The following is a 24,832-nucleotide window of genomic DNA, read 5'->3' on the forward strand; positions in this document are numbered from 1 at the left end:
CTAGGCTCCCAAGCTACTAGCCGTCATCAACCAAATGACCAACTTACCGCAATTAGCTGAAAAGACCTTCATCCTTTCGGGCTTCTTCATTAGCTCGGTTAGCTTTATCTTGATTAGCTTGAGTCTGTGGGACTTCATTTCTGCCGATATGTTTTCTTTTGGTCTTTCTTCAGGCATTCGTGTATTGGGTGGCTGCGCTATCATTGGATGCCTTCTGAGCGCAATTGGCTACGGAATTGGGGATTATTTTAATAACGAAGTGAAGGAGTGAATATGTTTAAAAAATCAGATTACTTCATTCTCATGGCGGTGGTGATTTCATTCTTTACCTCAGCCTATTTATGGTTTGTAGTCCAAGATCGTGAGCAGTCGATCTTTACAGCGCTTTGGGTGCCCTCAATATTTTGCTTTGGGATTTATTTCAAATTATCTGCATTATTGAATCGTAAAAAATGAGTAACACTACCCTACTCCTTCTATCGATCTTTGTTTTTTGTCTCTTAATTGCTGGCCTGTATTACATGGTTCGTGAATTTATGGGTGAAGTTCAAGATGCCTTCCCAGATGTCAACGAATGGTTAGACTCCGATAAGAAGAAAAAGAAGTAACTACTTCTCTAGGCAGCATCTCATTTAGAGTAGTTTTTGAAGCGCTTCTTCCATCTTACTAGCGCCATCGGCCGATGCAAGTCGTGTGATGGATTGACCATCTTTGCTCACAATAAACTTAGTGAAGTTCCACTTAATCCCAGTGGTTCCCAATATGCCAGGAGCCCGATCCTTTAAATAAGCATACAAGGGATGAGTGTTATCCCCATTCACATCAATTTTCTCAAACATCGGAAAAGTCACACCATAGTTAGTGCTGCAAAAGCTTTGAATCTGCTCTGCAGAGCCCGGCTCTTGAGCGCCGAATTGATTGCATGGAAATCCTAAAATTTCTAACCCTTTGGCTTTGTTTGCCTCATACAGTTTTTGTAAATCACGGTATTGAGAAGTAAAGCCGCAGTTACTGGCGACATTCACGATCAAGAGCACCTTACCAGCATAATCCTGTAAATTTTCTGCACTTCCATCAAGTCTTTTGAGGGGGATATTCGGTAGCATGATGACTCTCCATATTCATAAAATTGGTCTGCAAGTATTTCTTATTCAGGTCATAATAAATGCATTATCTTTACCTTGCTTTTTGCCCCACTACCCTAAAATGATAATGACCAAAGGACTGTGTGAACCCTTCTAATGCACCTTATCGGAGCCTCTGCACTGACTGTGGTATTTCTCGCACTGATAATCCAAAACGTTGCGGCGAAGCTTGTCAATTTATCAAGCCCAATTACCCAGAATTAGAAACTCAGGTTCATGGCAGGGCAAGAGATTTGGGTCGTCCTGATGAACTGCATTTTGGTCCCTTCATCAAAATGCTGAGGGCTGCACTCAATCATCCTAGTGCAGGCGCGCAATGGACTGGAATTACCACTCGGATCGGGGAGCGCCTACTTGAAACAGGCGCAGTCGATGCCATTCTGACGATGACCGAGGATCCCCAGGATCGCTGGAAACCATTGCCGATCATTATTGATAAAGCATCAGATATGGCCAAGTGTCGTGGCATGAGAATGGGCTATGCGCCACTTCTCTCGCTATTAGAGCCGGCGATTGCTAAAGGCTATAAAAAGATGGCTGTGATTGGCATCCCTTGTCAGGTATACGCTTTAAGGGCTCTAGAAAAAGAATTAGGCCTCGAAAAACTTTACGTGATTGGAACGCCGTGTTCTGACAACACCACCACTGAGAACTTTCATCACTTTCTGTCCTTAGTTAGCCCAGAGCCAGATGAGATTAACTATCTTGAATTTAGAGCGGATTATCACGTTGAAGTGCGCTTTAAAAATGGCAAAAAGAAAGAGATTCCGTTTCTGCAATTGCCGCTCTCTACTTTGCCAAATGACTTTTTTCCCTTAACCTGTCGCACCTGTGTTGATTACACCAATGTGCTGTCTGACATCACAGTTGGCTATATGGGCGGTCAGGGTGAGCAATGGCTGATCGTTCGTAATCAACGTGGCGAAGAATTACTAGCGCTCTTGGGTGATGAAGTGCACACCTCTGTACCAGGAAGTGCTGGCAAACGTCACTCAGCCGTGGTGGGCTTTATGAAAAATGTTGAGCGCGCTGCTGGTGGCCTTCCTTTAAGAAAAATGCCGAACTGGTTAAGACCGATTGTGGGTTGGTTAATGCCTAAGGTTGGACCTCGTGGTCTTGAATTTGCTCGCACTCGCGTAGAAATGAAAGCCATTGAAACTGTGATTCATCTAAGAAGAGAGCAGCCTGCAAAAATGGCCTCGATGATTCCTAAACACATCTGGCCTCTAGTAGAACCCTATGGCATTAAGCCCAGCGAATCAGAAATTCACAAACCTTAAAACCTATTTTCCCTTTGGAGTATTCCATGGCTTTATTTCTATTCGGTCTCTTTATTTTTCTCGCCAGTCACTCTTGTCGCATCTTTGCTGAGTCATGGCGCAACCAAATCATTGATCAAATCGGTGAAGTGAAATGGAAAGGCCTCTACACCATCATTTCCTTAATTGGATTCATCATCATGGTAGTTGGCTATGGGCAAGCAAGACAAGATACCTTGGTTTTATGGCAGCCTAATGCATTTCTCATTTATATCGCCTTGGTATTAAACCTCATCGCCTTTATCTTCTTAGCCGGAAGCTCGCCTTCGAATAATGCGATCCGCCTCAAGCTAAAACATCCAATGATTCTCGGCGTCAAAGTATGGGCCCTAGCGCATTTACTATCTAACGGCACCCTAGTAGATCTCATCCTATTTGGCAGCTTTCTCATCTGGGCTGTTTTGGATTTTCGTTCTGCCAGAAAACGACCAGTTCATATGCCTGAGCAAGCTCAAATCAGCACTAAGGCTACTGTAATTACTATCGCTTCTGGCGTGATTCTCTGGGTGGTTTTCATATTCGGATTGCACCAATACTTGATTGGGGTTTCTCCTCTCGCTCAACTCTCTTAAGCGCTAGTTTTGGCGTCTGCCCCGATGAGTCTAAAGAACGCTTTAGCGTCTCTATTATTGGCTTTGGCTTTATGGGGTTGCGACTCTCATGCACCCAAAATAGACGCGATTGATCGTAAAGCAAAGACACTGGCATGCGTTCTCAATGGTAGTCCTATGCAGATAGTCATTCATAAAGACTCGCTGGTTGCAAGCTTGCTCTATGAAGGCAAAGAGATTAGGATTGACCTATTAGAGGTGAAAGATTTCTACCAAATATTAATGCGCTTTGACCCACAAATTGGGCAACTTAAAATCAATAAGATGGGCAATGAATTGATTCAACTCAAAAGCGGTAATGAACAAATCACTACTTGCAGCATTCAACTCACTGAAAAAAACTGAGGTAAATATCATGAGAAAACATCACTATATTTTTGGCTTACTTTTTTTCTTATGCGCACAAACTGAGGTGATAGCCCAAGCTGAACCAAAGCCAAATGCCCCTGTTAAAACAATCCCTTCACTAGACGTTGCCCGCTATCAAGGGACTTGGTACGAGATTGCCAAGTTTCCAAATTGGTTTCAAAGAAAGTGTATTGCTGATACCAATGCCACCTACAAGATCAAAGATGATGGCAATGTGAGCGTGACGAATCGCTGCACATTTGAAAATAATGAAAAAGGTGAGGCCTTAGGTACCGCAAGGCAAATTGGTGACTCCACTTCACCCAAGCTAGAGGTCCGTTTTGCACCAGCTTGGTTAGGGTTCCTGCCTTTAGTCTGGGGCGACTACTGGGTCATTGATATTGACCCAGAGTACCAGTTGGCCGCCGTCAGCGATCCCAGAAGAGAATACCTCTGGATACTCTCACGCACTAAAACAGTGGATTCCAATCGCTACCAAGCGCTATTAAGCCGCTTGGTGAACGACAATGGCTTCAGTCTCGAAAAACTGAGCCTGACCCCACAAAATTAAACTGAGAACAAGAACTTAATAAAGACAATTCCGGTAATCAAACCGGAAAAGGCAATAATCCCAATCAGATACATTTTGCCGGACTTCATTTTTAAGGTTGCTGCGCTATTATCTTTCATGATGCTACTTCCTTTCAGTAGTCAAAACTGATTAAAAACTGCTGCCAAACTAACACCCCACTCTTTAAACTTTTGCAAAACCCAATAAATGGGCGGTATCTTTTAAGAAAATCTTGAAGTGCGCCAAAGGATCACGGCGAACAAGTTTCTTATTCATATACGATTCAAATGTTAAGCGCTGAACGTCTTTATCTTCACACATCTTGACAAAGCGTTCGCGGCGTTTATCGTTGTTGTACCAAAAACGCTGCATGATTCCGAGTACCAAAAATACAGTACCGTGTTCTTTCATGAAACGCTTGCGAGCTTTTGCTAACACCTTGCCATTGCCAGTTACCAGGAGCTCTTCAACAGCCTCAGCAGCGACTCTGCCGCCATACATTCCGTAATAGATGCCTTCGCCTGAGGCTGGCGCAACCACGCCAGCAGCATCTCCTGCCAAGACAACATCTCTGCCGTTATCCCATTTTTTTAATGGCTTCATTGGTAGCGGTGCGCCTTCATGCCTGAGCATTTCAGCACCCTCAAGACCAGTTTGTTTCTTGAGCGCACCTACTGCACTTCTTAAAGAGAAGCCTTTATCAGCAGTTCCAGTTCCAATACTCATGGTTTTGCCATGAGGAAAGATCCAGCCATAAAAGTCTGGAGATAAAGCGCCTTGATAAAAAACATCGCAGCGAGAACCATCAAAGTCAGCTGGTGGATTATCAGGAACCTTCACTATCTCATGATAGGCAAAGACATATTCCACATCCTTAGCGCCTGGAATCGCTTGGCGTCCAACCCCAGATTTAGCTCCATCTGCACCAATCACTGCCTTAGCACGAACAGCTATGGTTTCATCAGGTGCGCCATGCTTGCCACGCACAACATAGTGAATGACTGAGACTCCATCTTGATCTCGAGTGATTTTCTCAAAGATGCCCGTTCTTCTCTCGGCACCATCATTGGCGGCACGCACGCGCAAAAATTCATCAAACTTATCGCGATCGACCATCCCGACAAAGCCGCCCTCAATATGCATATCTACTGCCTTATCTGACGGCGCAATCATTCTGGCGCAATTGGCCTTGGCTACAAGGAGCTCATCAGGGATTTCAAAATCCTTAATTAGGCGTGGAGGTATGGCGCCGCCGCAAGGCTTGATTCGGCCCATGCGATCCAAGAGGAGCACTTTGCGACCTTTCTTGGCCAGATCACTTGCCGCTGTGGCTCCAGTTGGACCACCACCAACTACTACGACATCAAAAGTTTCTAAAGTACCCATTCTGATCTCCATATATTGAGCACATCATTTAATCTTGAAAAACTTACGCACCTACCAAATGCTTTGACAACTCGTTTGTTTGCTTGTGCGGACGTGTCTGAAATGACAAGTACGCAGCCACAACAAATAAAACAGCTTCTAATAAAAAGACAAATGCATAGGCAGTCGCTGGGTTTCCTAAAACAATCCGAGCTATATCGCTCAGACCAGTCCCGACGATGCCACCTAAACCAAAAGCAAGGGCCTGCGAAGCGCCCCAAATACCCATGCGAACCCCTTCACGCTTTTCACTGCCTAAGCTGGCAAATTGCATCATTGAGCCAATGGCTGCAATTGAAAAAGCGCCATTAAAGATACCTAAGAAAAAGACAGCGGTCTTGAAAAAGAGACTGCTGGCAACCGGTCCGGATAAGACCAAGCCCATCATGGCAATCGCTGAAGCAAGACACCCACCAATAGTCCAATTGCGCAGAGAAGTTAAATTCTTGGACTTTGCTCTGCTGGTAATAAACGCTAACGCGAGCATCCCTACCAAGACACCACCATTTTGAAGGCCTGATAAAGCCGTGGTTTCAGCGGGGGTGTAGCCAAACGCCACTGCAGCAAATGGCTCCAAGATCAAATCTTGTGAGCTATAGGCCAACATGGAAATGAAGACAAACCAGGTAAATGAGCGTACGGTTCCCTCTTGCCAAACTTCAGCAAGTGCCTCACGGAAATTAACCTTGGTATTCTGTTTTTGTAAATCCTCGCGGGCTAGATTGATCGCTTGTTTTTCAACTGACTCTGCTGGTGTCTCCATACCCCAAATAGCCAAAAAGGTAACGATAACTGCTATTACAGAAACGGTAGAAGAGATCATCAATAAACGCTCAAAAGAAAATGGCGTCAAAAATTTTCCGCTGATGCTGGCAGTCATTGCAAAGCCAAAAATCATCATTAGCCAAACACAGGTTGCTGCAGCTGCTTTGCGTTTTGGGTCAACGCGTTTAGCAAGTAAAACCAATAAGGCAGTACCGCTAGCACTCACACCAATACCAATCATGGCAAAGGCAACTATCGCTAGCGCAATACCCAAAATAATAGATTGCTCCAAGAGAATGATTGAAGTTGCAGCCAATATGCCGCCACTTGCTAAAACCAATATGCCGCCTCGTATCCAAGGTGAAGCACTTCGAGTCTGATCTGAGCCAAAACCCATGCGGGGACGAACCAATTGAACCAAGTAATGCAGAGCAACTAGTGCTCCAGGCAAAATAGCTGGAAGTGCAAGTTCAATTACCATCACTCGGTTTAAGAGAGAGGTGGTTAAGACCACGATGGAACCTAAAGAGGCTTGCACCAATCCTAGCCTAGCAATTTGCAGCCAACTGAGATAAGAAATGTTTGCGGTGCTCATAGGTTCAATGAATTAACTGATAGCAAATCGCCCTGCTACTGCAAATGCACTGACCATCATTCCTGCAACAAATAATGGCACCCCAAAACCACTCAAAAATAATGCGCGCTTAACTGGATCCTGCAAGAAATAATGCATCATCTTGATTTGACCGGCGATGAGCAGCAAGATCACGAATGCTTGCCAAAAGGCACCCCAAATCAAAAGCAGCCCAAGCACACCGAACTGTGGAACCAGCATCATCAAACAGGCATTTTCAGCGGCGCCTGCGATACCTAGTTGCACTGGCAGAGATAGAACGCCCATTCGACGATCGCCCTCTACTGCCTTGAAATCATTCAAAGTCATAATGCCATGAGCGCCAATGCTATATAGAATGGCAAGTAAAATCGAAGGGGTCGATGGAAATACATCACCCATCATGACAGCCGAACCGGTAAACCAAGCTAAGCCTTCATAAGATATTCCGCAAGCGGCATTACCCAACCAACCGTTTTGTTTAAAACGTAATGGCGGCATGCTGTAGAGCCACGCTAATAAAAGACCAAGCAGTGTCGCAACAAATGCCCAAGGACTAATAAACCAGCCCAATGCCAGTGATAGCAATGTCCAAATGAAAGCGACATAAAGCCCCCAAGTTCCGGGCATGCGACCTGAAGGAATGGGACGCTGAGGCTCATTGATGGCATCTACTTCACGGTCAAACCAATCATTCACTGCTTGGCTAGCCGCACATACCATAGGGCCTGCCAAGATCACGCCAGCGATTAATAAATGCCAGCGACCCTGAAAAGAAACACCAGTCGCTATCACACCGCAGGCAAAAGCCCACATTGGCGGAAACCAAGTAATCGGCTTCAGTAATTCGAGAATGGCCGAGGGCGCAGGATACCTCTGCACCGGAAGAGTATTTATGATCGCATTCCCCATTTCCACAAGCCTTCACTAGAAAAAGGAACAACCATCAAAATATGCTCCAACACAGCCAAAGATAAAATCGCGCCGGTGAGAGACATGGAAGCTACTTCAAAATCAGTACTACTGGGATGAATTGCAACCTCCCAGAGTGGAATAGCGCACAGCACACCACCAATTACTGAGAGTGGCAACAAGGGATTCATCGGCTTGCAGGTGAAGTAAGTAAAGATGTATTTCAGGTGATTCGGTAAAAACCGTTCGTTCAGGTTCAGTACACCCAAGAAGATATTGAGCTTCGCACTCTGTCTCATGAGCCAAAGAATCATGAAGGTCCAAAAGCCTGTCTGGTTGGCACCACCCCAAGTCATGATGGTTACTAACACTGCTAGAACTACCAAAGCAATTTCATGGTGCTGAATAGTCTGAAAGGCATAGTGCATCTTTTTTAAGCCACGACAATCTTCAGGACAAGGCTCTCTACGAGGGCCAGTGACATAACCGAATAAGAAACCGATTTCTTGCCAACCCCAAACTAAAATTGCGCAGGTAAAACCACAATAAGCTCCCGCTACCGTACCTAAGTTGGCACTTGTTTTCAGCCCTACCAATGCCATAGCTAGCACCATACCGCTTACCCAAAAAGCATTTCTATAGGTGGAGGGATGGCGCTGATTTAAGAGCAGAATGATCCCGGTGCTAAACCACCATATAAAAATCGAGTAGAGGATAGGCCAAACGATGCTCATAAAATTACCAGGTAGGGACCATCCGAACGTTGGCAGGTAAGGTGTTATCTTGGACTGGAATGAAGTAAAGCTTCGCAAACACTAAACCAGCGCGAGCACCCAGAATGGCTGTCTTCACTTTATTAATAAAGCCACCCTCTTTCTTGTATGCGTCCATCTTCTCAAACAAGGCTCGCATCTCCTCAAGATAGTGATAGAAACGCGGATCATCTAAATTCACAGAAATTGGGAAGACCTGCTTAATAATTTCGTTTGTGATGAAAAGTACTTTCTTGTCGTAATCCGTTGGAGAAATTTTCATCGCTTTATATAGCTCAATGCGGGTATGGTCGCGCACATACATCGTTGCATAGACTGCCAAGATGAAAAAGCGAATCCATAATTTATTTACACCTTGCAGCAACTTAGGATTAGCACGCATGATCAACGCAAAGGATTCGCCATGACGGAACTCGTCATTACACCAACGTTCAAACCATAAAAAGATTGGATGAAAACGAACCTCAGGGCGACTCTCAATTTCCCTAAAGATCGTGATGTAACGGGCATAACCAATCTTTTCTGAGAGATAGGTCGCGTAGAAAATAAACTTCGGCTTGAAGTAAGTATATTTCTTAGCTTTTGCCAAAAAGCCTAAGTCAATACCAATATTAAAGTCCTTCAGCCACTGATTAATAAAACCAGCGTGGCGGCTTTCATCCCTGGCCATATAGCCGAACAAGTTACGCATATCTGGATTGCTGACCTTACGCTTGATCTCAGCGTACAAAATACATCCAGAGAACTCAGAGGTAATCGAGCTGATTAAGAAATCAACAAACTCATCATATAAGGCGGGATGCAGATTGGAATAATTCTTATCCATATCTGCAGGACGCTGGAAGTGATCCGCATTATTGTCGCCCTCATACTCTGCCATCAATGCATCCCACTCTGAGCGCAAGGAGTCAATGCTAATGCGATCCATCTCTTTAAAGTCAGTCGTATAAAAGCGCGGGCTTAATACCGCATCTTCTAATGCCATCTTGGTGGAGTCATTGATTGATCCCTTTGCAGGGATCTGACTTTGCAACATGCTTTCTGCGCTATCTAAATTCATTTCCAACTCCAATAAATATTTATGACTTACTTACTGCTACTACATTTGATGCATTAAATAACCTAAAAAATGTTCCAGCATTGGTAGGGCCAAAAGACTCTAGGTCTACCATACGACCAGTTGCGGTATCAGCTAGAGTTAAACGACCATCTGTACGATAAATTAATTCAAATGGAGGTCCACTATCCAAGCCTCTGCGTTTTCTTTCTTGTGCAAGACCGCGCAATGTACCCCTGACAAAACCGGCTTCACCTTGCACAGCCTCAATTTGCTTACCAGTTTTGTAATCGATGACAGCGATAGAGCCATCAGGACGATCCTCAAAACGCAGTTGCAAAACTTTTAGAGGCGATGCATCAGGTTCACGCACCTGACTCAAGTCGCGACTATTAATAAATACCAACAATAAAACAATGATGATCACATCAGCGATCAGCATTTTCGCAACGGGTGATAAAAAATCTTTTCCTTGGGTAACACTCATGCTGTTTGTGCTCTCGCTTGTTCAACTGCAATATCTTGAGGCTCTATCTTGCTAAGACCAGTGGATGCCTTCCAGGCTTCAGTAAGTAATTCTGCAACCTGCTGTGCCTCGGGAATACAACGCATCATCGGTTCTGGTTTTGCTAAACGCCAAGGCCGCACGTGAGGCCATAGGTGGAAGAAGGCAATCTTATCTTCGGTAGCAATTTGCATTGGGATATCACCAGTACCATCTGCATATAACTTTAAATCAGCACTTCTCAGCGTTTTATAAGGGAGGTTAAAGGTCACCGTCAACACAATACCCACTCGCATCACAATTCGACGATTGGTTAAGGTATACATCGTGGTAGTTGCTGACCAGTAAGCCAAAAGACCTATGAGCAGCAGACCAATCAGCGCTAAAAATACTGCGAGCGCAACACTACTCCAACCTTCTGACAAACCACCTTCACTACCTGCTACTGAGAAAACCTGCAAAACCACGATGACCGCAAAATAAACTGCGAGCCATTGCAGACGAAATACATGTTTAGCCATAGCAGTCCAACTAGGAGCGCCTTGCCAAAGAATCGTTTCGCCAGCAGGTAATGGTTCGGGCAACCCTAAGGCTGCCTCGAACTCATGCTCTGCTGATTCATATGGTTTTTGATTCACAAAATACTTTCAATTGAATGGGATTTAAATAAGGGGTTCTTGGCGCTCTGGGGTCGCATACAGAGTACCGCCGCCAAAGTAAGCCATGATCTTTTCTTCTTCTAAGAGCGTAATCTGATCTTGACTCTTTAAGCCTGGTACTAAAGCAAACTGATTGCCCAAGATCGATTCCACCTTGATAGCGTCTTTACCAATACGAGAAAAATTCATTGGTAGTAATACTCGTCTGCCACCAAACTCTGGCAAAGTTTCAATTTCAAAATAGCGAATCACGACTTCAGCCTGATCAATCCAGAGCTCTTTCACGGTGCCAGCTACCACACCATCATCACCCTTAACTTGCATACCAATCGGATTTCTATCCTGCTTGGCTACGTTAAATTGACCGAGTAAGCGCCCCGGCAAAATACGTTTTTGACCTTCTGATGTCATGTCAGGAATATCCGCACGCTTCGTAAAGGCGCCCGGCCCTACACCGTCTAACATCGGGTTACCAGTTGGCACTAAAGGCGCACCATTTAAATAGCTTGAAGGTCTAGCGGCCACTTTTTCCAGAGGCTCATCTTTGGGAACAGTGACATCGCCCCAGTACTCTGTATGAAAAGTCTTCGGTGCCGGCATACCAGCTATTCCAGCCGCTCGTCGGGTCTCGCCACGAACGTCATACTCTAGCGGAAAACCTTCACGCTTACTTTCTATAGTCAGGTAATAAACGAGGCCTGCAAAAAATACCCAAAATGCATATAGAACCAATTGTGCAACATCTACATATTCTGTAATTGCTCCGGTTGCCATCTTGCTCTCCCTTTTAACAATAATGCTTATCGTGAAAAAACATACTGTGCCACTATTTAACTTGGTAATTCATCTAAACCGAACTTCTGAGAAACATTCATCACAGGTTCCTTGTTCATAATGACTAAAGGTCCAATTGCAATCAATGTAGCAAACAACAAATAAAACTCAATGTGATATACAAAACTATAGCCTGTAGCGGTAGAAATCAAACCCTCACCTAGGAAGCCATTTGTCGCCAGGCTAGAAATCACATCCCGTATGACGCCGCCAGCTGCAATAGCAATACCAGATGCGCTAGCGTGTACCGCGCCCCAAGCACCTAAAACCAAACCATTCATCCCGCCTGATTCAAAACTCATGGCGGCAGTCAAAGTGCTCACAGAAAATAATCCGCCACCAAAGCCAATTAAAAATGCGCCGCAACGAAATAAGGTAGGCGAAAGCAATGGTTCGGAAAAAATGACGCAACTAAATGCCGCAATACCAAACAAAGCGCCAATAGAAGCCAGGCGATAGGGATCAATTGAGCGATTTAGATAACGCGCAGCCACACCAAAAGCAACGAGAGCGCCTAAAGAGGTCAGACTGGTTAATACAGTGGTAGCACTAACCGATAAACCTAATACTTCAGCACCATAGGGTTCTAAAATAATGTCTTGCATACTAAATGCGGCTGTACCTAAACCCAAAGCTACCAAGAAACGCATCACTTTGCCCTGCTGTGAAAAAGTGGCCCAAGTTTCTTTAAAGCTTGGAGTTTCGATAGAGTGCGCTGTTAAATGGGGCTGACGAGGCTCTTGCTTCCAGGCTGCAATCAAGTTGAGTACCAAGGTAGTTGCTGCAACACCCTGTACTACCCGAATCAACAAAATAGGGGTGATATCAATCAGCAAATAGCCAAAGATGGCACTACTGACTGCCATACCAACCAACAGCATCATATACATTAGCGCGACCACTCTAGGTCTAGCTTGAGGCTCAGCCAGATCAGATGCTAAAGCCAGACCAGCGGTTTGAGTGGTCTGCATACCAGCGCCTACCAATAGAAAAGCAAGCCCGGTAGCGCCTTGCGCAAACCAAGCGGGCCAAGTGGTATCGCCAGACAAGAGAATGAGTGCGAAAGGCATGATTGCAAAGCCGCCAAATTGCAACCAGGAACCAATCCAAATATAAGGCACTCTGCGCCAACCCAGAAAAGACTTATGGCTGTCACTCTTAAAGCCAACTAGTGCTCTGAATGGAGCAAATAGCAGAGGCAAGGCAACCATAATCGAAACTAAAGCCGCACTCACTTTCAACTCAATAATCATGACTCGATTCAGAGTGCCAATCAACATGACCATTGCCATGCCTACAGAAACCTGAAACAGAGCCAGCCTCAAGAGACGACTGATTGGCAACTCTTTGGTGGCGATATCAGCAAAAGGTAAGAACTTTGGACTCACTCTCTTCCAAGTTTCAAATAACTCTTTGCCACGCCAGGTCAGAGTAAACATTTTCATTGTTATCGCGCTTTATTCTGATCAGTTGGCTTTTTGCTTAAGCGCATCGCCTGTGAAAAATAAAAAGCGCGTTGCACTTTTTGCGTACTGACTGGCGCCCAATCTGCTAAACCATCATGCTGACTGAAGGTTCTGGTGAGAGAGTCAATCGAAATGGGCTGAATAAAAGGTGATCGATCACTTCTCGGAAATACACTACCAATCGTTAACAAGGTACTCAGAGCAGCATTATTGGGGGCAAATGTAAAAGCAATATTGGCACGCGTACGATTGGCAAGCTTCGCCATCGCATCAGCAATATCCAAGTGGTGATAGTGAATCATGGAATCCATACAAACCACATGATCAAACTCACCCAAGGCGGGATCTAACATATCTCCAGAACGGAACTCAATAGATCCAGAGCCAACATCACGACCAATTCTCTCGCGCGCTAAATCAACTAAGGTAGGCGATAAATCAATAGCGACTACATGCGCACCCCGCTTTGCTAAATCAGCTGCTAAGACTCCAGTACCGCAGCCAGCATCCAAAACACGCTGTCCGGACAAATCAGTCGGTAAATAGCTTAGCAAGACATGACGCATCTCTTCACGACCAGCTCGTACCTTAGCGCGTATACCGCTGACTTTGGCCGTCGACGTTAGCTTTGCCCAAGCATCTACCGCAGTGCGGTCGAAATACTCCTGAAGCTGAGTACGTTTTTGAGTATAAGAATTTTCAAGCATGGCTAACGATCGCCTTTAATTATTTCAACCATGGGGAATAGATATAAGCTAAGAGATGCGCTATTACCGCTATGAATCCAAAAAATTGTGTTCCTTGCACAAGGTTGCGATGCAATTCTTCCGCCTCTGCAATGCTTAAGCCAGTTAACGTTGTCTGAGCACTGCTAAAACTTGCTGCTTGTGCAGCTTGTAATTGAATAGTCTGCGCGCCAAGCATAGACTCGCGCGTCTTCTTTTCTTGATCTAGGCGAGCCATCCGTAGCTTCCAGATAAATTGACCTGCATTGATCACATAGGTTGCATAGGCTGCCAAAGCCAATAGCATCAGTTGAATTGGGTCCAGATAACCAGTACCCAGCGCTACAAGATATAAGGTATGAAGCAACAACACCAACATACTAAATACGTCTTCCCAGAAAAATGCTGGGGCAAACAAGTAGCAGTTAAAAACAACCTTCTCCCAAATACAACCAGTGATCATGATGGTATAGAGCGTTAATGTTTTAACCACTACTGAAATATTGGCGGCATGATCTCCCTCGCCGGTAAATAAAAAACGCAGGACGAGGTAAAGACTAACCAAGAAAACAACAAACTGAATAGGCGCCAAAATACCTTGGACAAGTGTCCACTTGGTTTCGTCTCTTCTTACCCTCTCTTCTGGGGTATAAAGTGGCTTATATGTTTTTTCCATGCACAGTCTGATATATTTTCTGCAACAACCTTAAGGCAATTATTAATACACTTTTAAAGCACAAAAGTGTCAATTAAAGTTTACGGTATCTGGAAAAAGAAAGTCCTCGGGATAACCCTATTGGGGGTACTTACCCTATAGCAACTTACTCAAAAAAAGCGCTAAATAGGATCATTACTAAATGATCAGTTTTGAGAGAAATAGCGCCCTTCTTTTTTGCAGTGCAGCATATTTTTCTAGGAGCACTTACAGCCTTTCATTTTGTATTCATTACTAGGCTATTAGGAGATGGGCTTTGTCAGATTCACTGAAAAAAACGTTCCAATCTAATGTAAGTGAATTGGATAACGCAGAAATGAAGCTATGGCTAAATAAAACCATAGAATCAGAGATCATCCCGCGCTTGCTGATGGGGCATAAATTAGAACCAGCAAACGATCAATTTATTCGCCAGATTAATGAAATCAATATTACGCAAGTTGAAATTGTCGACTTTTGCCAAATATTGTTGGATGGCCCCATAGAGGATTCATTCTCCTTTATAGATAAGATGCAAAAATCGGGGCATACCCTTGTATCGCTCTATATGAATCTGATTCCAGCGTCTTGTAGACGCTTGCAGCATCTTTGGGAAAATGATGAAAACAGCTTTACAGAGGTTACGGTCGCGCTAGGGCGTGCTCAGAACCTCATTCATCAACTTAGCCCTCTCTTTATGAGTCAAGGCAATCTCGCCCATTACCAGGGTAACGCCCTTCTGATTAATGCACCGGGGTCGCAACATACCCTGGGGATCTTAATATTAGGTGAATTTTTCAAGCTGAATGGTTGGAATACGACAGTCGAAATTGAAACTTCTAGTGCAGAATTAAAGGATCGAATCAACTTGCAAGCCTATGATTTATTGGCAATTTCTATCTCATGTGAAGATCAGTGGGATACTATGGAGGCATTGCTAAACGAAGTAAAGAAGGTATCAAAAAATAAGGGGATACTGACCATGGTGGGCGGTCCATTATTTGATTACAAACCAGAATTAGTAAAAGCTTGCTCTGCAGATGCCTGCGCCCTAACAGCCGAAGAGGCTATTAAAACAGTGTCGGATCTTTTAGCCCAAAGAACTAGCCTAAATTAATATGCCTGCCTCACATCATCCAGAGCAACTCTTTTCAGGCCTAAGCAGTAAGGAGCTTAGTCTGATTGCTCAAGCCTCGGCAGATATTTCGCTTCTGTTGGATGATTATGGAACCATAGTCAACATCTATTCTGAAAATCAGAGTCTAGCCAAACAGATCCCAGATGGCCTCATAGGAAAAAAATGGTTAGACATTGTTGTACCAGACAGCGTCAAAAAAATGCACTACTTGATAGAAGACGCTAGCTCAGACAAGATCACTAAGTTTCGACAAATCAATATGGTCGGTAACCATCAAAATTTGGTACTGCCAATGATGTGCACTTCCATCAAAACATCATCCAATAAAAAAATTATCGTTATTGGCAGGGATCTTTCGGAAGCATCCAAGCTGCAACAAGATTTAGTTGCTGCCCAAAAAGAAATTAGTAAAAATTATCTGCAAATAAGTCAACTAGAAGAACGCTTTCGGTCGATCTTTGAAATCGGTACTGAATCGGTCATCATCGTTAAGGGAGATGATGCTTATCAGATAGTTGAGATGAATGGCAACGCAATTAGGCAAATGCTACTAGCTAAAAATAATTGCATTGGCAGGTCATTTCTTTCGCTCTTACCTGCAGCAGAATTAAACAAAGCCAAAGCCTTTCTTCAGACCGTACAAAATACTGGCGAACCCAATACTCTAGAAACTGTCATTAACGGCGGGCAAGTCATTCGGATCAAAGCAACTTCTTTTATAAATAGCGGAAAACCCTACTTATTATTTAACCTTACGCAACCCGACTTAGCTAAGTCATCCAACTTATTAGATGCTGACTCCTTAACTGTTAAGGCCATTGAAAATAATGCGTATGGTTTTATTGTGTGCACTCTGGAAGGTCAGATCCTCAAAGCAAACAAGGCCTTTATTAAATTAAGTAATGCTAAGACCGAACAAGACTTGATTGGCACTACTATCCAAAATTATCTAGGGCATGACACAACAGATTTTGATCGCATGATGCAGTCCTTAAAAGGAAAAGCAAGTACTCAATCTTGTGTCTCTTCGATTAACAACAATAGTGGTGGTTTTAAACTAGTAGATATTTCAGCGGTATCCGTAGTTCAGCCACGCGCTTGTATTGGCATGATTTTCCGACAAGTAGATTCGAGACAAAATAAAGATAAGCGTATCGACAAGAAACTAGTACGAAATTCTGATGAATTGTCGATGCTGGTTGGAAAAGTCCCCTTGAAGGACATCCTAGCCGAAACCACTGACTTAATTGAGCAACTCTGCATCAAAGCTGCCTTAGATCTGACAAAAGACAATCGTGTTTCTGCCTCTGAGATCTTAGGCTTATCTCGACAAAGTCTTTATATCAAACTCAGAAAGTATGGTCTAGTAGACTCCAATAAGGATATTGATTAGAAAGTCAGTAATGGGCAACCAAGTTGCATTGATGGTCCTTGTAGACATTCAATCATCAGCAAAATTCAGCGGAATCTTAAGACTCATGTTTGCAAGACTATGGCTTTGGTCAACGCCAGGACTAGAGTTCTACAAACACATGGGCTCAGGAAGAAACGGGGGCTTCTCATTTCATCCCAGCGCTACCCATCAAGCACTGTTTTGCATTTTCAAAGATATCGCTAGCGCCGAAAGATTTTATAAAACCTCTCGGCTGATTCAATGGTATCGGGCGCACGCTAAAGAATTTTTTTCAGTAAAACTCAAAACCTATTCAATTAAAGGTCAGTGGTCAGGCTTTGTACCTCAAATTACTGTCGACGCACCTACATCAGGACCAATCGTATCGATTACCAGAGCCTCTATTAAGCCGCTCAATTGTTTGCAATTCTGGAGTAAAGAACCAGCGGCAGAAAGCTCACTTGAGCAAACTTCTGGCTGCATTATTGCCGCCGGCATTGGTGAAGCTCCCTTTTTTCGCCAGGCTACTTTTACGATCTGGGAATCGCAAGCAGCGATGGATCAATATGCCAGACAAGGCGCTCATCAAGCTGCCATCCGCGCATCCATGAGCGGTAACTACTTTTCAGAATCGATGTTTTCACGCTATCAGCCTTTTGATGCCTTCGGTAGCTGGAAGGGTCGCACTCTTGGCTAAGGCTCCAGTTGTCATTATTGGTGGGGGCATAGGTGGATTGACCTGCGCTCTCGACCTCGCCTCTTCTGGGCTTGAGGTGATCTTGATTGAAAAAGAATCTCAAGTTGGCGGCAAGATTCGACAACTGAATTGCTCAAAGGATCTGATCAAGCCTGCACTCATTGATTCTGGCCCAACCGTCTTCACAATGCGCTGGGTATTTGATGCCCTCTTTCAAAAGGCAGGCACCTCACTGGAGTCTGAGTTAAAGCTTGAAAAATTAAATATCTTAGCAAGACACGCCTGGAGTAAAGATGAAAGGCTCGATTTATTTTCTGATGTAGAACAATCTGCACAAGCCATTGCAGCATTTTCCTCTCCAGCGGAATCAAAACGCTTTCTACAATTTTCCGATCAATGTCGCAGACTGTATAAGGCGCTAGAAAAGCCATATATGCTGTCTGCTAAACCAAACTTTGCCGGAATGATTTCGGATTTGGGAGTGTCTGGATCCAAAGTCTTATATGAAATTGGTTTGTTTAATAATCTCTGGAAATCACTCGGCAACTATTTCCATGACCCAAGGTTGCGTCAGTTGTTTGGTCGCTATGCTACTTATTGCGGATCCTCACCCTATCAAGCGCCAGCAACCCTCATGCTGATTGCCGATGTTGAGGCACAGGGCGTCTGGGCGCTGGAAGGTGGCATGTATTCATTAGTAAAAACGATTCGCAAATTAGCCGAAGCTAAAGGTGTGCAATTTTTAACCGGGCAAGCATGCGAAGAAATCTTGTTAGATCACGGTCGCATATCAGGTGTCAGGCTTACGGATGGAGCTGTTCTGCATACTGAATCTGTCGTTTTTAATGGCGATCTTGCCGCACTGCAAACTGGCTTACTCAATTCAGAAGAAAGTAAAGCGCTGAACGCAAAAATGATTCCGCCTTCACCTGCTAAGAGATCTCTTTCTGCAATTACCTGGTCGATGAATGCTAAGACAGATGGCTTCCCTTTGGTGCGACACAATGTGTTCTTTAATCAAAATTATCATGCAGAGTTTGATGATATTTTTAGTAAGAGACGTCTTCCTGTAAAACCAACAGTCTACGTTTGCGCTCAAGATCAAAGTGATGTTTATCAATCATCCTCAAATACTCAAAGGCTACTTTGTCTGGTAAATGCTCCCGCAAACGGCGATCAATCAGAATTTAATGCTCAAGAAATTGACGCCTGCGAACACGAAACTTTTGGTCTTCTGCAACAATGTGGTCTCAACATCGACTTGGATAGCGCAATATGTCAACGTACAACGCCCTCCCTTTTCAACCAGCTCTTTCCGGCAACGGGGGGAGCCCTTTACGGCCAAGCCAATCATGGTTGGATGGAAACTTTTGGGCGAGCTTCAGCGCAAAGCCCGATTCCGGGCCTCTACCTAGCGGGGGGCAGCGTGCATCCGGGTCCGGGAGTACCGATGGCCGCGCTCTCGGGACGAATGGCGGCCGCAACACTGATGGATCACCTCGGTTTGATCAAGCTGTCGGGCAGAACGCTTATCTCTGGTGGTACATCGACGCTCTAAGCGATGACGGTAAGCACGGCATAGTCCTGATTGCATTTGTTGGTAGCGTATTTTCACCTTACTATGCGTGGGCTAGAAGAGGTAATGCCACTGTTAATCCAGAAAATCATTGCTCATTGAATGTTGCCATTTATAGCCGAGGAAAAAATCGTTGGGCGATGACTGAGCGAGGAGAAAAACAAGTTTCCCGCAATGCTACTGAATTTATGATTGGCCCCAGTAATCTGCGTTGGGATGGAGAAAAATTAATCGTTCATATCGAAGAGCGCGCAGTGCCTTTTGGTCAAAAAGTTTCAGGTACGGTTGAACTCTATCCAAATACCTTATTCAACTTTAGTACGCCTTTAGATGCTGCTGGCAAACATCGTTGGGGCCCTCTTGCCCCTTCAGCACGGGTCAAGGTGCGCTTAAACTCCCCAGATTTACAGTGGGCAGGTAACGCTTATTTAGACTCAAATGAAGGTGATGAGCCTATCAGTCAATCTTTTCATGAGTGGGACTGGTCCAGAGCGGAGATGAGTGGTGGTCGAACTGCTGTCATTTACGATATACGAGAAAAGAGTGCTCAAGAAAAGATATTGGCATTGACCTTTAATCCTAATGGAACAATTGACCATTTTGAACCTCCGCCAAGACAGGCTTTGCCAAAAACCATTTGGGGTATTCGAGGGCATATGCGCAATCAAAGCTCTAAAGGTTTAGAGGTAGTTCAGGTTTTAGAAAACACGCCTTTTTATACGCGTTCCGTTTTAAATTCTGAACTACTGGGTGAAAAGGTGCTTTCGTTTCATGAAACCCTCAGCGTGCCAAAGCTAACGCTGACCTCAACTCAATTGATGCTGCCTTGGAGAATGCCTCGGATTACGTGGTAATTGGCAACTGAAGTTAATACGTTTACTGTAAAGCTCTGCCACTCTTGCGAGGATTGCGACGACGTTCTTGTCTCTCCATGAGATCAACAAACCACAGCAAACGATCGTGAGCCGTTCCTTCAAAACGCTTTTCATGAGGCACTTCAATTACCGCATCTACTAAATACTGAATGGCTTTATCAGCATCCACTTTCAGCTGTCTAGAAAATATTTTAGAGATTGCCGTAAAGGCTTCAGCTAAAAGGACTACTTTTCTCTTGGAAGGTACGTAGGCTCTTGTCGAAACAGAATCCAAATTAAGCTTTTCTACCTGGCGACCAATCTCCGCATAAATCAGTCGAGCCGCCTGAATGGCGGGACGGCAATCCCATGGCAAATCAGAAATACCGTTCTCTGCACGAGAATATAAAACATCTGCATGCTTTAAGAGACGCGCAATCACAGAAGCAATTTGATCATTAAACTCTGGCTTACTGAGCCAAGCCTGCGGATCTAGACCTGCTTCCCTGAGCCAAGCAAGGGGTAAATAGATGCGCCCGTTTGCAGCATCTTCACCAACATCACGTGCGATATTCGTGAGCTGCATGGCTAAGCCAAGTTCACATGCTCTTGCCAAGGTCTCAGGTTCTCGACGATCCATAATGACACACATCATCGCCCCTACAGTACCTGCAACGCGTGCGCAGTAATCGAGTAGATCTTCTAAGGTTTCGTAAGTTTTAAATTGGGTGTCCCACTCATAGCCCTCAATCAATGCGAGAGGCAGACTGATGGGCAAATCAAATTCTTTCACCACAATCGATAAAGCACGATCAGCAGCAATATCATCAGGCATACCTTGATAGATACGATCAAGGCGTTCACGCAATTTTGGTATCGCATCCGGCTCTGCATCTATCGCATCAGCTACATCATCCGTAATTCGACAAAACGCATAAAGGGCAGTTGCGGGATCTCTCACTCTCTGAGGCAAGATTCTGGAGGCGGCGAAGAAGGACTTGGATCCATCCCGCATGGTTGCGACGCACTCTTGAAGATCTTTAATATTTTGACTCATGTTAGGACTTTTTTAGGATCGGCTACTACAGACATTAATGCTTTTGCCGAAGATAAAACACCGGGGATACCCGCACCAGGGTGGGTTCCAGCGCCCACCATATAAAGACCTGCAACATCCTCACTACGGTTATGAGGTCTAAACCAAGCGCTTTGTAATAAGAGGGGCTCAAAACCAAAGGCAGCACCTTTGACTGACAAGAGGCGATCCTGAAAATCTTGAGGTGTCATACAAAAAGATGTCTTGAGGTGTTTTTCAAAGCCAGGCAAAACACTTTTATCTAGATACTTAGCGATCGCTTGACGATAAGAGTCAGTCTCTTTAGACCAGTCCGTACCGCTTGCTAAATTCGGCACTGGAGCTAACACGTAAAATGTATCGCCGCCAGCAGGAGCTAAAGATGGATCCGTAGCTGTTGGTCTATGCAAATACAGACTGAAGTCATCTGCCAAGACGTGTTTCTTAAAGATATCCGTTAATAGCTCTTTATAACGTTTACCCAACAAGATCATATGGTGGGGAACATCAGGATATTGCTTGTCTGTGCCAAAGTACCAAACAAAGAGACTCATTGAATATTTACTACTATTGACCTTAGAGTCAGTCCACACTTTCCGATGCTCTGGGGCGATGAGTTTCTGATAAGTCCAAGCGGCATCCGCATTCGAAACCACAATATCAGAAGGTATAAATTCACCATTGGCAAGTGTGACACCCTGAGCTTTACCATTGACTACTTCGATACGCTTCACTTCAGAGTTAAGCCGAATCTCCACCCCTCTATCAGCCAATAAACCCGCTAAACCTTTAATTAAAGAGCCAGTTCCACCCATAGCAGAATGAACGCCATGGCGTCGCTCCAAGGAGTTGATGAGTGCATAGACCGCGGTTACAGAAAAAGGATTTCCACCAATTAAGAGTGGATGAAAACTCATCACCTGACGTATCTTGTCATTTTTTAAATGACGTGCAACTAACTTATAAATACTCTCCCAAGCCTTCATCTTAATCATCGATGGAATTGCACGAATCAAATCACCAATCGAATCAAATGCAGTGGAACTGAGTTCCTGAAATCCAAGCTTGTAGCATTTTTCTGCCTCCGCTAAAAATCGCTCATAACCTGGCAAGTCTTCCGGTGCAAACTTAGCTACTTCAGCGCGCATTCTGGCGGGGTCACCTGTATAGTCAAAGTGGGTTCCATCATCAAAGCGGATGCGATAGAAAGGATCCATTAAACGAAGGTCAACATCGTCGGTCATTTTCTTACCGCACAACTCCCATAACTCATTAAGCAGGAAGGGTGCAGTAATAATGGTTGGGCCTGCATCAAAAGTATAGCCATCGCGTCGATGAACGTATGCCCTACCCCCTGGAGCATCGAGCTTTTCTAAAACAATGACCTTATAGCCTTTACAAGACAAACGAATGGCAGCTGCTAAACCACCAAATCCACTTCCAATCACAATGGCAGTGGATACTTCATTTTCCTTAAAGTCAGCTTTTTTTAACATTTCCTCAAACCAACTTTTCTACAAAAAAATAGCGTCATATTGATCGTATGACGCTATTGGTTAGAACGAACTATAGATTACTTCATTGCCACCGATTTTGCTGGTGGAACAGGATCCTTAGCCTTCATCGCTGGCTTTGCTGGACCAGTTAAGAAAGGATAGTCTGACAACATCGATACTCCATAAAGTGGCTTGTAAGCCCCTTGGTGGCAAGTAGCACAATTGGCTTTGGCAACATCTCCAGTAGGCCCTAAACGATGCTCTGGAAATAGACCTTTAATTGGCTCCATGTAATTATTATTGATATCTTGCGCCATCCGAATGGCATACCAAGCTCTAGCTCTTTGTGGAGGGCTCTCTTCCCAAGATGAGAAATTACGCGAGTTATGGCAATACGTGCAATTAACACCCAATGATTTTGAGAAGTGCATCATCAAACCATAGGTCGCTTCAGTTTCGTTGATGCTGTGTTTATTGCCTGTTGGTAATGCGGTGCCACCCTGCACACGAATGTTGCTCGATTTCGTGAGGTACTGAGCAAAATAATCATTTGGCAAGGATGAATAGCCTGAAGAAGCAACTGGCGTATTTTGTCCGTCTTTATCACCTAGCAGTCCGTTGCCCGTCTGTTGCTTCGGCGCTTTGAACCAAACTTGCTCAGGGATATTATTGCCACGATGGCAGGTGTAGCATGTCACGCCCGTCTGCGCTACGTGATCTTGCCATTGAGTATTCACTCGCTGTGTCATCAAAATCATATTGCGCGCAACTTGCTTGGTGTAGAGCGAGTCATCTGCAAAGTTCGCAGGGTTATGACAATAAGTACAACCTTGCTCTGGCGCAACCCAGCTTGTCATGGAAGCCATGAAGGTACCAAATTGAGCTACGCTCAAATTATTCAGAACTTTCACATTTTTATAGACTGCTCCTGCTTTTGGTCCATCTGCTGGAGCAGCGCCATACGAGACAGGTACAGCATTTTTCTCAGCCTGTTCAGCTAAGATGCGCGGGTTGTAAATCAAATCCATGCCTGTTCCACGGAAGCCATGCTGGACAGCTTCAATTGGAGGCCTCTCGCAGCCGGACAGAACCAGAACACTTGCCAACAGAGCCGGCAATATCAGAAATTTTCTTAATTGCTTCATGGCTTAACTCCTGTAATAACAGGTGCAGCAGGTGCAGCTGGCGGGACGAATCCAGAAGTGGCTGGATCGGGGATAGGGACTCCAAAAACGTCTGGATAAGAAGGGGCAACATTATGTTTCACTGCCCATAAATACCAGTTATCCACTACAGTACCAGTGAGCAAAATACCAATGCCACCTACTAAAGGTGTTAGTACTGCAAACCACCAAGCCCAACGGTGAATCGACTCCATCGTGGCATTAAAGCCCATGGTCCATCTCCAGAACAAAGCGGCTCTTTCTGAAGCTGTACCACGATCAACGATTTGCTCAATCTCGCGTTCGCCACCAAAGCGGCTGACTGCCAAAATCGTTGCGCCATGCATGGCAAATAAGAGTGCTGAGCCATAGAGGAAAACAATCGAGAGCATGTGGAATGGGTTATAGAATAAATTGCCATAGCGCAATGAAAATGCGGCAGTCCAATCTAAGTGCGAGAAGACTCCAAATGGAACCGCCTCACTCCAGCTACCCATCATGATCGGACGAATGAATCCCAAAACAAGATATAACCAGATAGCCGCTAAGAAACCCCAGGCAATGTGAGTGCCCATACCTAAAGCGATAGCACGACGATACATTCTTGCCCACCACAATAGAATCGATACGGTTAGGAAGAAGCCTGCCATCATCCACCAGCCACCTTCATTGAGGGGCATAAACAGAGACAAGCCATGTTTAGGTAAAGGTGGATCCAGTGACAGCCAAAATAATTGGCGCACAAATTGAATTGGGCTCCAATTGACTGAGGCCAGCATATTCCAGCCCATGATCTGAATGGCAATAATGCCGAAAAATAAAGAGGCTAAACCAAGACGCCCTAAATAAATTGGTCCTAACTGAGCATTACCCAGTCGGCCAAATAAATGATAGAGCTTGGGCTCACCAAAGCGCTCGCGCTCATCATAAGGATCTATAGAGACTCCATGATGTGGTGGCGCAACGACTTGAACTTGAGTAAAAAGGTTTTGATATTCCATAATTTTTATATTCCCCT

Annotated in this window: 29 protein-coding genes; 12 read left to right on the forward strand and 17 right to left on the reverse strand. The window is 44.6% G+C overall.

All coding sequences use genetic code 11. From position 1 onward, the window contains the following. The first annotated feature begins 34 nt into the window (after positions 1-34). Genes C2756_RS07830 through C2756_RS07840 form a run of 3 tightly spaced genes read left to right on the forward strand, consistent with a single transcriptional unit; the run spans position 35 to position 608 of the window. Positions 35-271, forward strand: coding sequence for a hypothetical protein (locus C2756_RS07830; RefSeq protein WP_215295281.1), 237 nt, complete (start codon positions 35-37; stop codon positions 269-271). 2 nt (positions 272-273) lie between these two features. Further along, entirely contained in the window at positions 274-456 is a 183-nt protein-coding gene (locus C2756_RS07835) for a hypothetical protein (protein ID WP_215295283.1), read from the forward strand. Then, on the forward strand, positions 453-608 hold the full coding sequence (locus tag C2756_RS07840) for a hypothetical protein (RefSeq protein ID WP_215295285.1): 156 nt from the start codon (positions 453-455) through the stop codon (positions 606-608). Before C2756_RS07835 ends, C2756_RS07840 begins: the two co-directional genes overlap by 4 nt. A 24-nt stretch (positions 609-632) precedes the next feature. Here the strand turns inward: C2756_RS07840 and C2756_RS07845 are convergent, their stop codons facing one another. Further along, positions 633-1,109, reverse strand: a complete 477-nt coding sequence (locus C2756_RS07845) for a glutathione peroxidase (RefSeq protein WP_371817100.1) — start codon at positions 1,107-1,109, stop codon at positions 633-635. 119 nt (positions 1,110-1,228) lie between these two features. Here C2756_RS07845 and C2756_RS07850 point away from each other — a divergent pair, with 119 nt between their 5' ends. Genes C2756_RS07850 through C2756_RS07865 form a run of 4 tightly spaced genes read left to right on the forward strand, consistent with a single transcriptional unit; the run spans position 1,229 to position 3,994 of the window. Further along, the gene (locus tag C2756_RS07850) at positions 1,229-2,425 is read left to right on the forward strand and encodes a Coenzyme F420 hydrogenase/dehydrogenase, beta subunit C-terminal domain (RefSeq protein WP_215318426.1); all 1,197 of its coding nucleotides are present in this window, start codon (positions 1,229-1,231) and stop codon (positions 2,423-2,425) included. 26 nt (positions 2,426-2,451) lie between these two features. Continuing rightward, positions 2,452-3,036, forward strand: a complete 585-nt coding sequence (locus tag C2756_RS07855; RefSeq protein WP_215318428.1) for an NnrU family protein — start codon at positions 2,452-2,454, stop codon at positions 3,034-3,036. A 24-nt stretch (positions 3,037-3,060) separates the two neighbouring features. Further along, the gene (locus tag C2756_RS07860; protein WP_215318430.1) at positions 3,061-3,420 is read left to right on the forward strand and encodes a hypothetical protein; all 360 of its coding nucleotides are present in this window, start codon (positions 3,061-3,063) and stop codon (positions 3,418-3,420) included. 10 nt (positions 3,421-3,430) lie between these two features. Then, the gene (locus C2756_RS07865; RefSeq protein WP_215318432.1) at positions 3,431-3,994 is read left to right on the forward strand and encodes a lipocalin family protein; all 564 of its coding nucleotides are present in this window, start codon (positions 3,431-3,433) and stop codon (positions 3,992-3,994) included. On the opposite strand, the gene C2756_RS11165 is transcribed toward C2756_RS07865, so the two are convergent. From C2756_RS11165 to bchF, 12 genes are all read right to left on the reverse strand, one after another. Beyond that, positions 3,991-4,113 (reverse strand): hypothetical protein, encoded by a 123-nt coding sequence (locus tag C2756_RS11165; protein WP_255534195.1) that lies wholly within the window; start codon positions 4,111-4,113, stop codon positions 3,991-3,993. The genes C2756_RS07865 and C2756_RS11165 overlap by 4 nt on opposite strands. Before the next feature lie 64 nt (positions 4,114-4,177). After that, positions 4,178-5,380 (reverse strand): geranylgeranyl diphosphate reductase, encoded by a 1,203-nt coding sequence (locus C2756_RS07870; RefSeq protein WP_215318434.1) that lies wholly within the window; start codon positions 5,378-5,380, stop codon positions 4,178-4,180. A 43-nt stretch (positions 5,381-5,423) separates the two neighbouring features. Further along, positions 5,424-6,779 (reverse strand): BCD family MFS transporter, encoded by a 1,356-nt coding sequence (locus tag C2756_RS07875; protein ID WP_215318435.1) that lies wholly within the window; start codon positions 6,777-6,779, stop codon positions 5,424-5,426. Positions 6,780-6,791: 12 nt separating this feature from the next. Continuing rightward, on the reverse strand, positions 6,792-7,679 hold the full coding sequence (gene chlG / locus C2756_RS07880; protein WP_251372021.1) for a chlorophyll synthase ChlG: 888 nt from the start codon (positions 7,677-7,679) through the stop codon (positions 6,792-6,794). Positions 7,680-7,690: 11 nt separating this feature from the next. Then, positions 7,691-8,443 (reverse strand): putative photosynthetic complex assembly protein PuhE, encoded by a 753-nt coding sequence (gene puhE, locus C2756_RS07885; protein ID WP_215295302.1) that lies wholly within the window; start codon positions 8,441-8,443, stop codon positions 7,691-7,693. A gap of 4 nt (positions 8,444-8,447) precedes the next feature. After that, positions 8,448-9,542: a magnesium-protoporphyrin IX monomethyl ester (oxidative) cyclase gene (gene acsF, locus C2756_RS07890; protein WP_251372022.1), complete on the reverse strand. Its 1,095-nt coding sequence runs from the start codon at positions 9,540-9,542 to the stop codon at positions 8,448-8,450. 19 nt (positions 9,543-9,561) lie between these two features. Further along, positions 9,562-10,026: a photosynthetic complex assembly protein PuhC gene (gene puhC / locus C2756_RS07895; RefSeq protein WP_215295303.1), complete on the reverse strand. Its 465-nt coding sequence runs from the start codon at positions 10,024-10,026 to the stop codon at positions 9,562-9,564. After that, the gene (puhB, locus tag C2756_RS07900) at positions 10,023-10,682 is read right to left on the reverse strand and encodes a photosynthetic complex putative assembly protein PuhB (RefSeq protein WP_215318437.1); all 660 of its coding nucleotides are present in this window, start codon (positions 10,680-10,682) and stop codon (positions 10,023-10,025) included. The genes puhC and puhB overlap by 4 nt, the downstream gene beginning before the upstream one ends. 24 nt (positions 10,683-10,706) lie before the next feature. Beyond that, positions 10,707-11,477: a photosynthetic reaction center subunit H gene (puhA, locus tag C2756_RS07905; RefSeq protein ID WP_215318439.1), complete on the reverse strand. Its 771-nt coding sequence runs from the start codon at positions 11,475-11,477 to the stop codon at positions 10,707-10,709. Between the two features lie 56 nt (positions 11,478-11,533). Further along, positions 11,534-12,982, reverse strand: coding sequence for a BCD family MFS transporter (locus C2756_RS07910; RefSeq protein ID WP_251369960.1), 1,449 nt, complete (start codon positions 12,980-12,982; stop codon positions 11,534-11,536). A gap of 2 nt (positions 12,983-12,984) precedes the next feature. Further along, a complete protein-coding gene (bchM, locus tag C2756_RS07915; RefSeq protein ID WP_215318441.1) occupies positions 12,985-13,710 on the reverse strand; it encodes a magnesium protoporphyrin IX methyltransferase in 726 nt (241 codons plus the stop codon). Between the two features lie 19 nt (positions 13,711-13,729). Beyond that, on the reverse strand, positions 13,730-14,404 hold the full coding sequence (bchF, locus tag C2756_RS07925; protein WP_251372023.1) for a 2-vinyl bacteriochlorophyllide hydratase: 675 nt from the start codon (positions 14,402-14,404) through the stop codon (positions 13,730-13,732). 295 nt (positions 14,405-14,699) lie between these two features. On the opposite strand from bchF, the gene C2756_RS07930 reads away from it, so the two are divergent. The 5 genes from C2756_RS07930 to C2756_RS07950 all read left to right on the forward strand — a co-directional run bounded on the left by C2756_RS07930 (position 14,700) and on the right by C2756_RS07950 (position 20,080). Next, complete coding sequence (locus C2756_RS07930) at positions 14,700-15,539, forward strand: B12-binding domain-containing protein (protein ID WP_215318442.1); 840 nt, start codon at positions 14,700-14,702, stop codon at positions 15,537-15,539. Position 15,540: 1 nt separating this feature from the next. Continuing rightward, the gene (ppsR, locus tag C2756_RS07935; RefSeq protein ID WP_215318444.1) at positions 15,541-16,953 is read left to right on the forward strand and encodes a transcriptional regulator PpsR; all 1,413 of its coding nucleotides are present in this window, start codon (positions 15,541-15,543) and stop codon (positions 16,951-16,953) included. Between the two features lie 10 nt (positions 16,954-16,963). Then, positions 16,964-17,650, forward strand: coding sequence for a spheroidene monooxygenase (locus C2756_RS07940; RefSeq protein ID WP_215318446.1), 687 nt, complete (start codon positions 16,964-16,966; stop codon positions 17,648-17,650). Beyond that, positions 17,643-19,208: a 1-hydroxycarotenoid 3,4-desaturase CrtD gene (gene crtD / locus C2756_RS07945; RefSeq protein ID WP_251372024.1), complete on the forward strand. Its 1,566-nt coding sequence runs from the start codon at positions 17,643-17,645 to the stop codon at positions 19,206-19,208. Before C2756_RS07940 ends, crtD begins: the two co-directional genes overlap by 8 nt. A gap of 116 nt (positions 19,209-19,324) precedes the next feature. After that, a complete protein-coding gene (locus C2756_RS07950; RefSeq protein ID WP_251372025.1) occupies positions 19,325-20,080 on the forward strand; it encodes a carotenoid 1,2-hydratase in 756 nt (251 codons plus the stop codon). A 22-nt stretch (positions 20,081-20,102) separates the two neighbouring features. On the opposite strand, the gene C2756_RS07955 is transcribed toward C2756_RS07950, so the two are convergent. The 4 genes from C2756_RS07955 to pufM all read right to left on the reverse strand — a co-directional run bounded on the left by C2756_RS07955 (position 20,103) and on the right by pufM (position 24,815). After that, a complete protein-coding gene (locus tag C2756_RS07955; protein ID WP_215318451.1) occupies positions 20,103-21,137 on the reverse strand; it encodes a phytoene/squalene synthase family protein in 1,035 nt (344 codons plus the stop codon). Next, complete coding sequence (locus tag C2756_RS07960) at positions 21,134-22,651, reverse strand: phytoene desaturase (RefSeq protein WP_215318453.1); 1,518 nt, start codon at positions 22,649-22,651, stop codon at positions 21,134-21,136. The genes C2756_RS07955 and C2756_RS07960 overlap by 4 nt, the downstream gene beginning before the upstream one ends. 77 nt (positions 22,652-22,728) lie before the next feature. After that, positions 22,729-23,796, reverse strand: coding sequence for a photosynthetic reaction center cytochrome PufC (pufC, locus tag C2756_RS07965; protein ID WP_215318455.1), 1,068 nt, complete (start codon positions 23,794-23,796; stop codon positions 22,729-22,731). After that, positions 23,793-24,815, reverse strand: a complete 1,023-nt coding sequence (pufM, locus tag C2756_RS07970; protein WP_216861642.1) for a photosynthetic reaction center subunit M — start codon at positions 24,813-24,815, stop codon at positions 23,793-23,795. Before pufM ends, pufC begins: the two co-directional genes overlap by 4 nt. Between the last annotated feature and the right edge of the window lie 17 nt (positions 24,816-24,832).

The organism is Polynucleobacter sp. UB-Siik-W21 (assembly GCF_018687415.1).
Classification (GTDB): Bacteria; Pseudomonadota; Gammaproteobacteria; order Burkholderiales; family Burkholderiaceae; genus Polynucleobacter.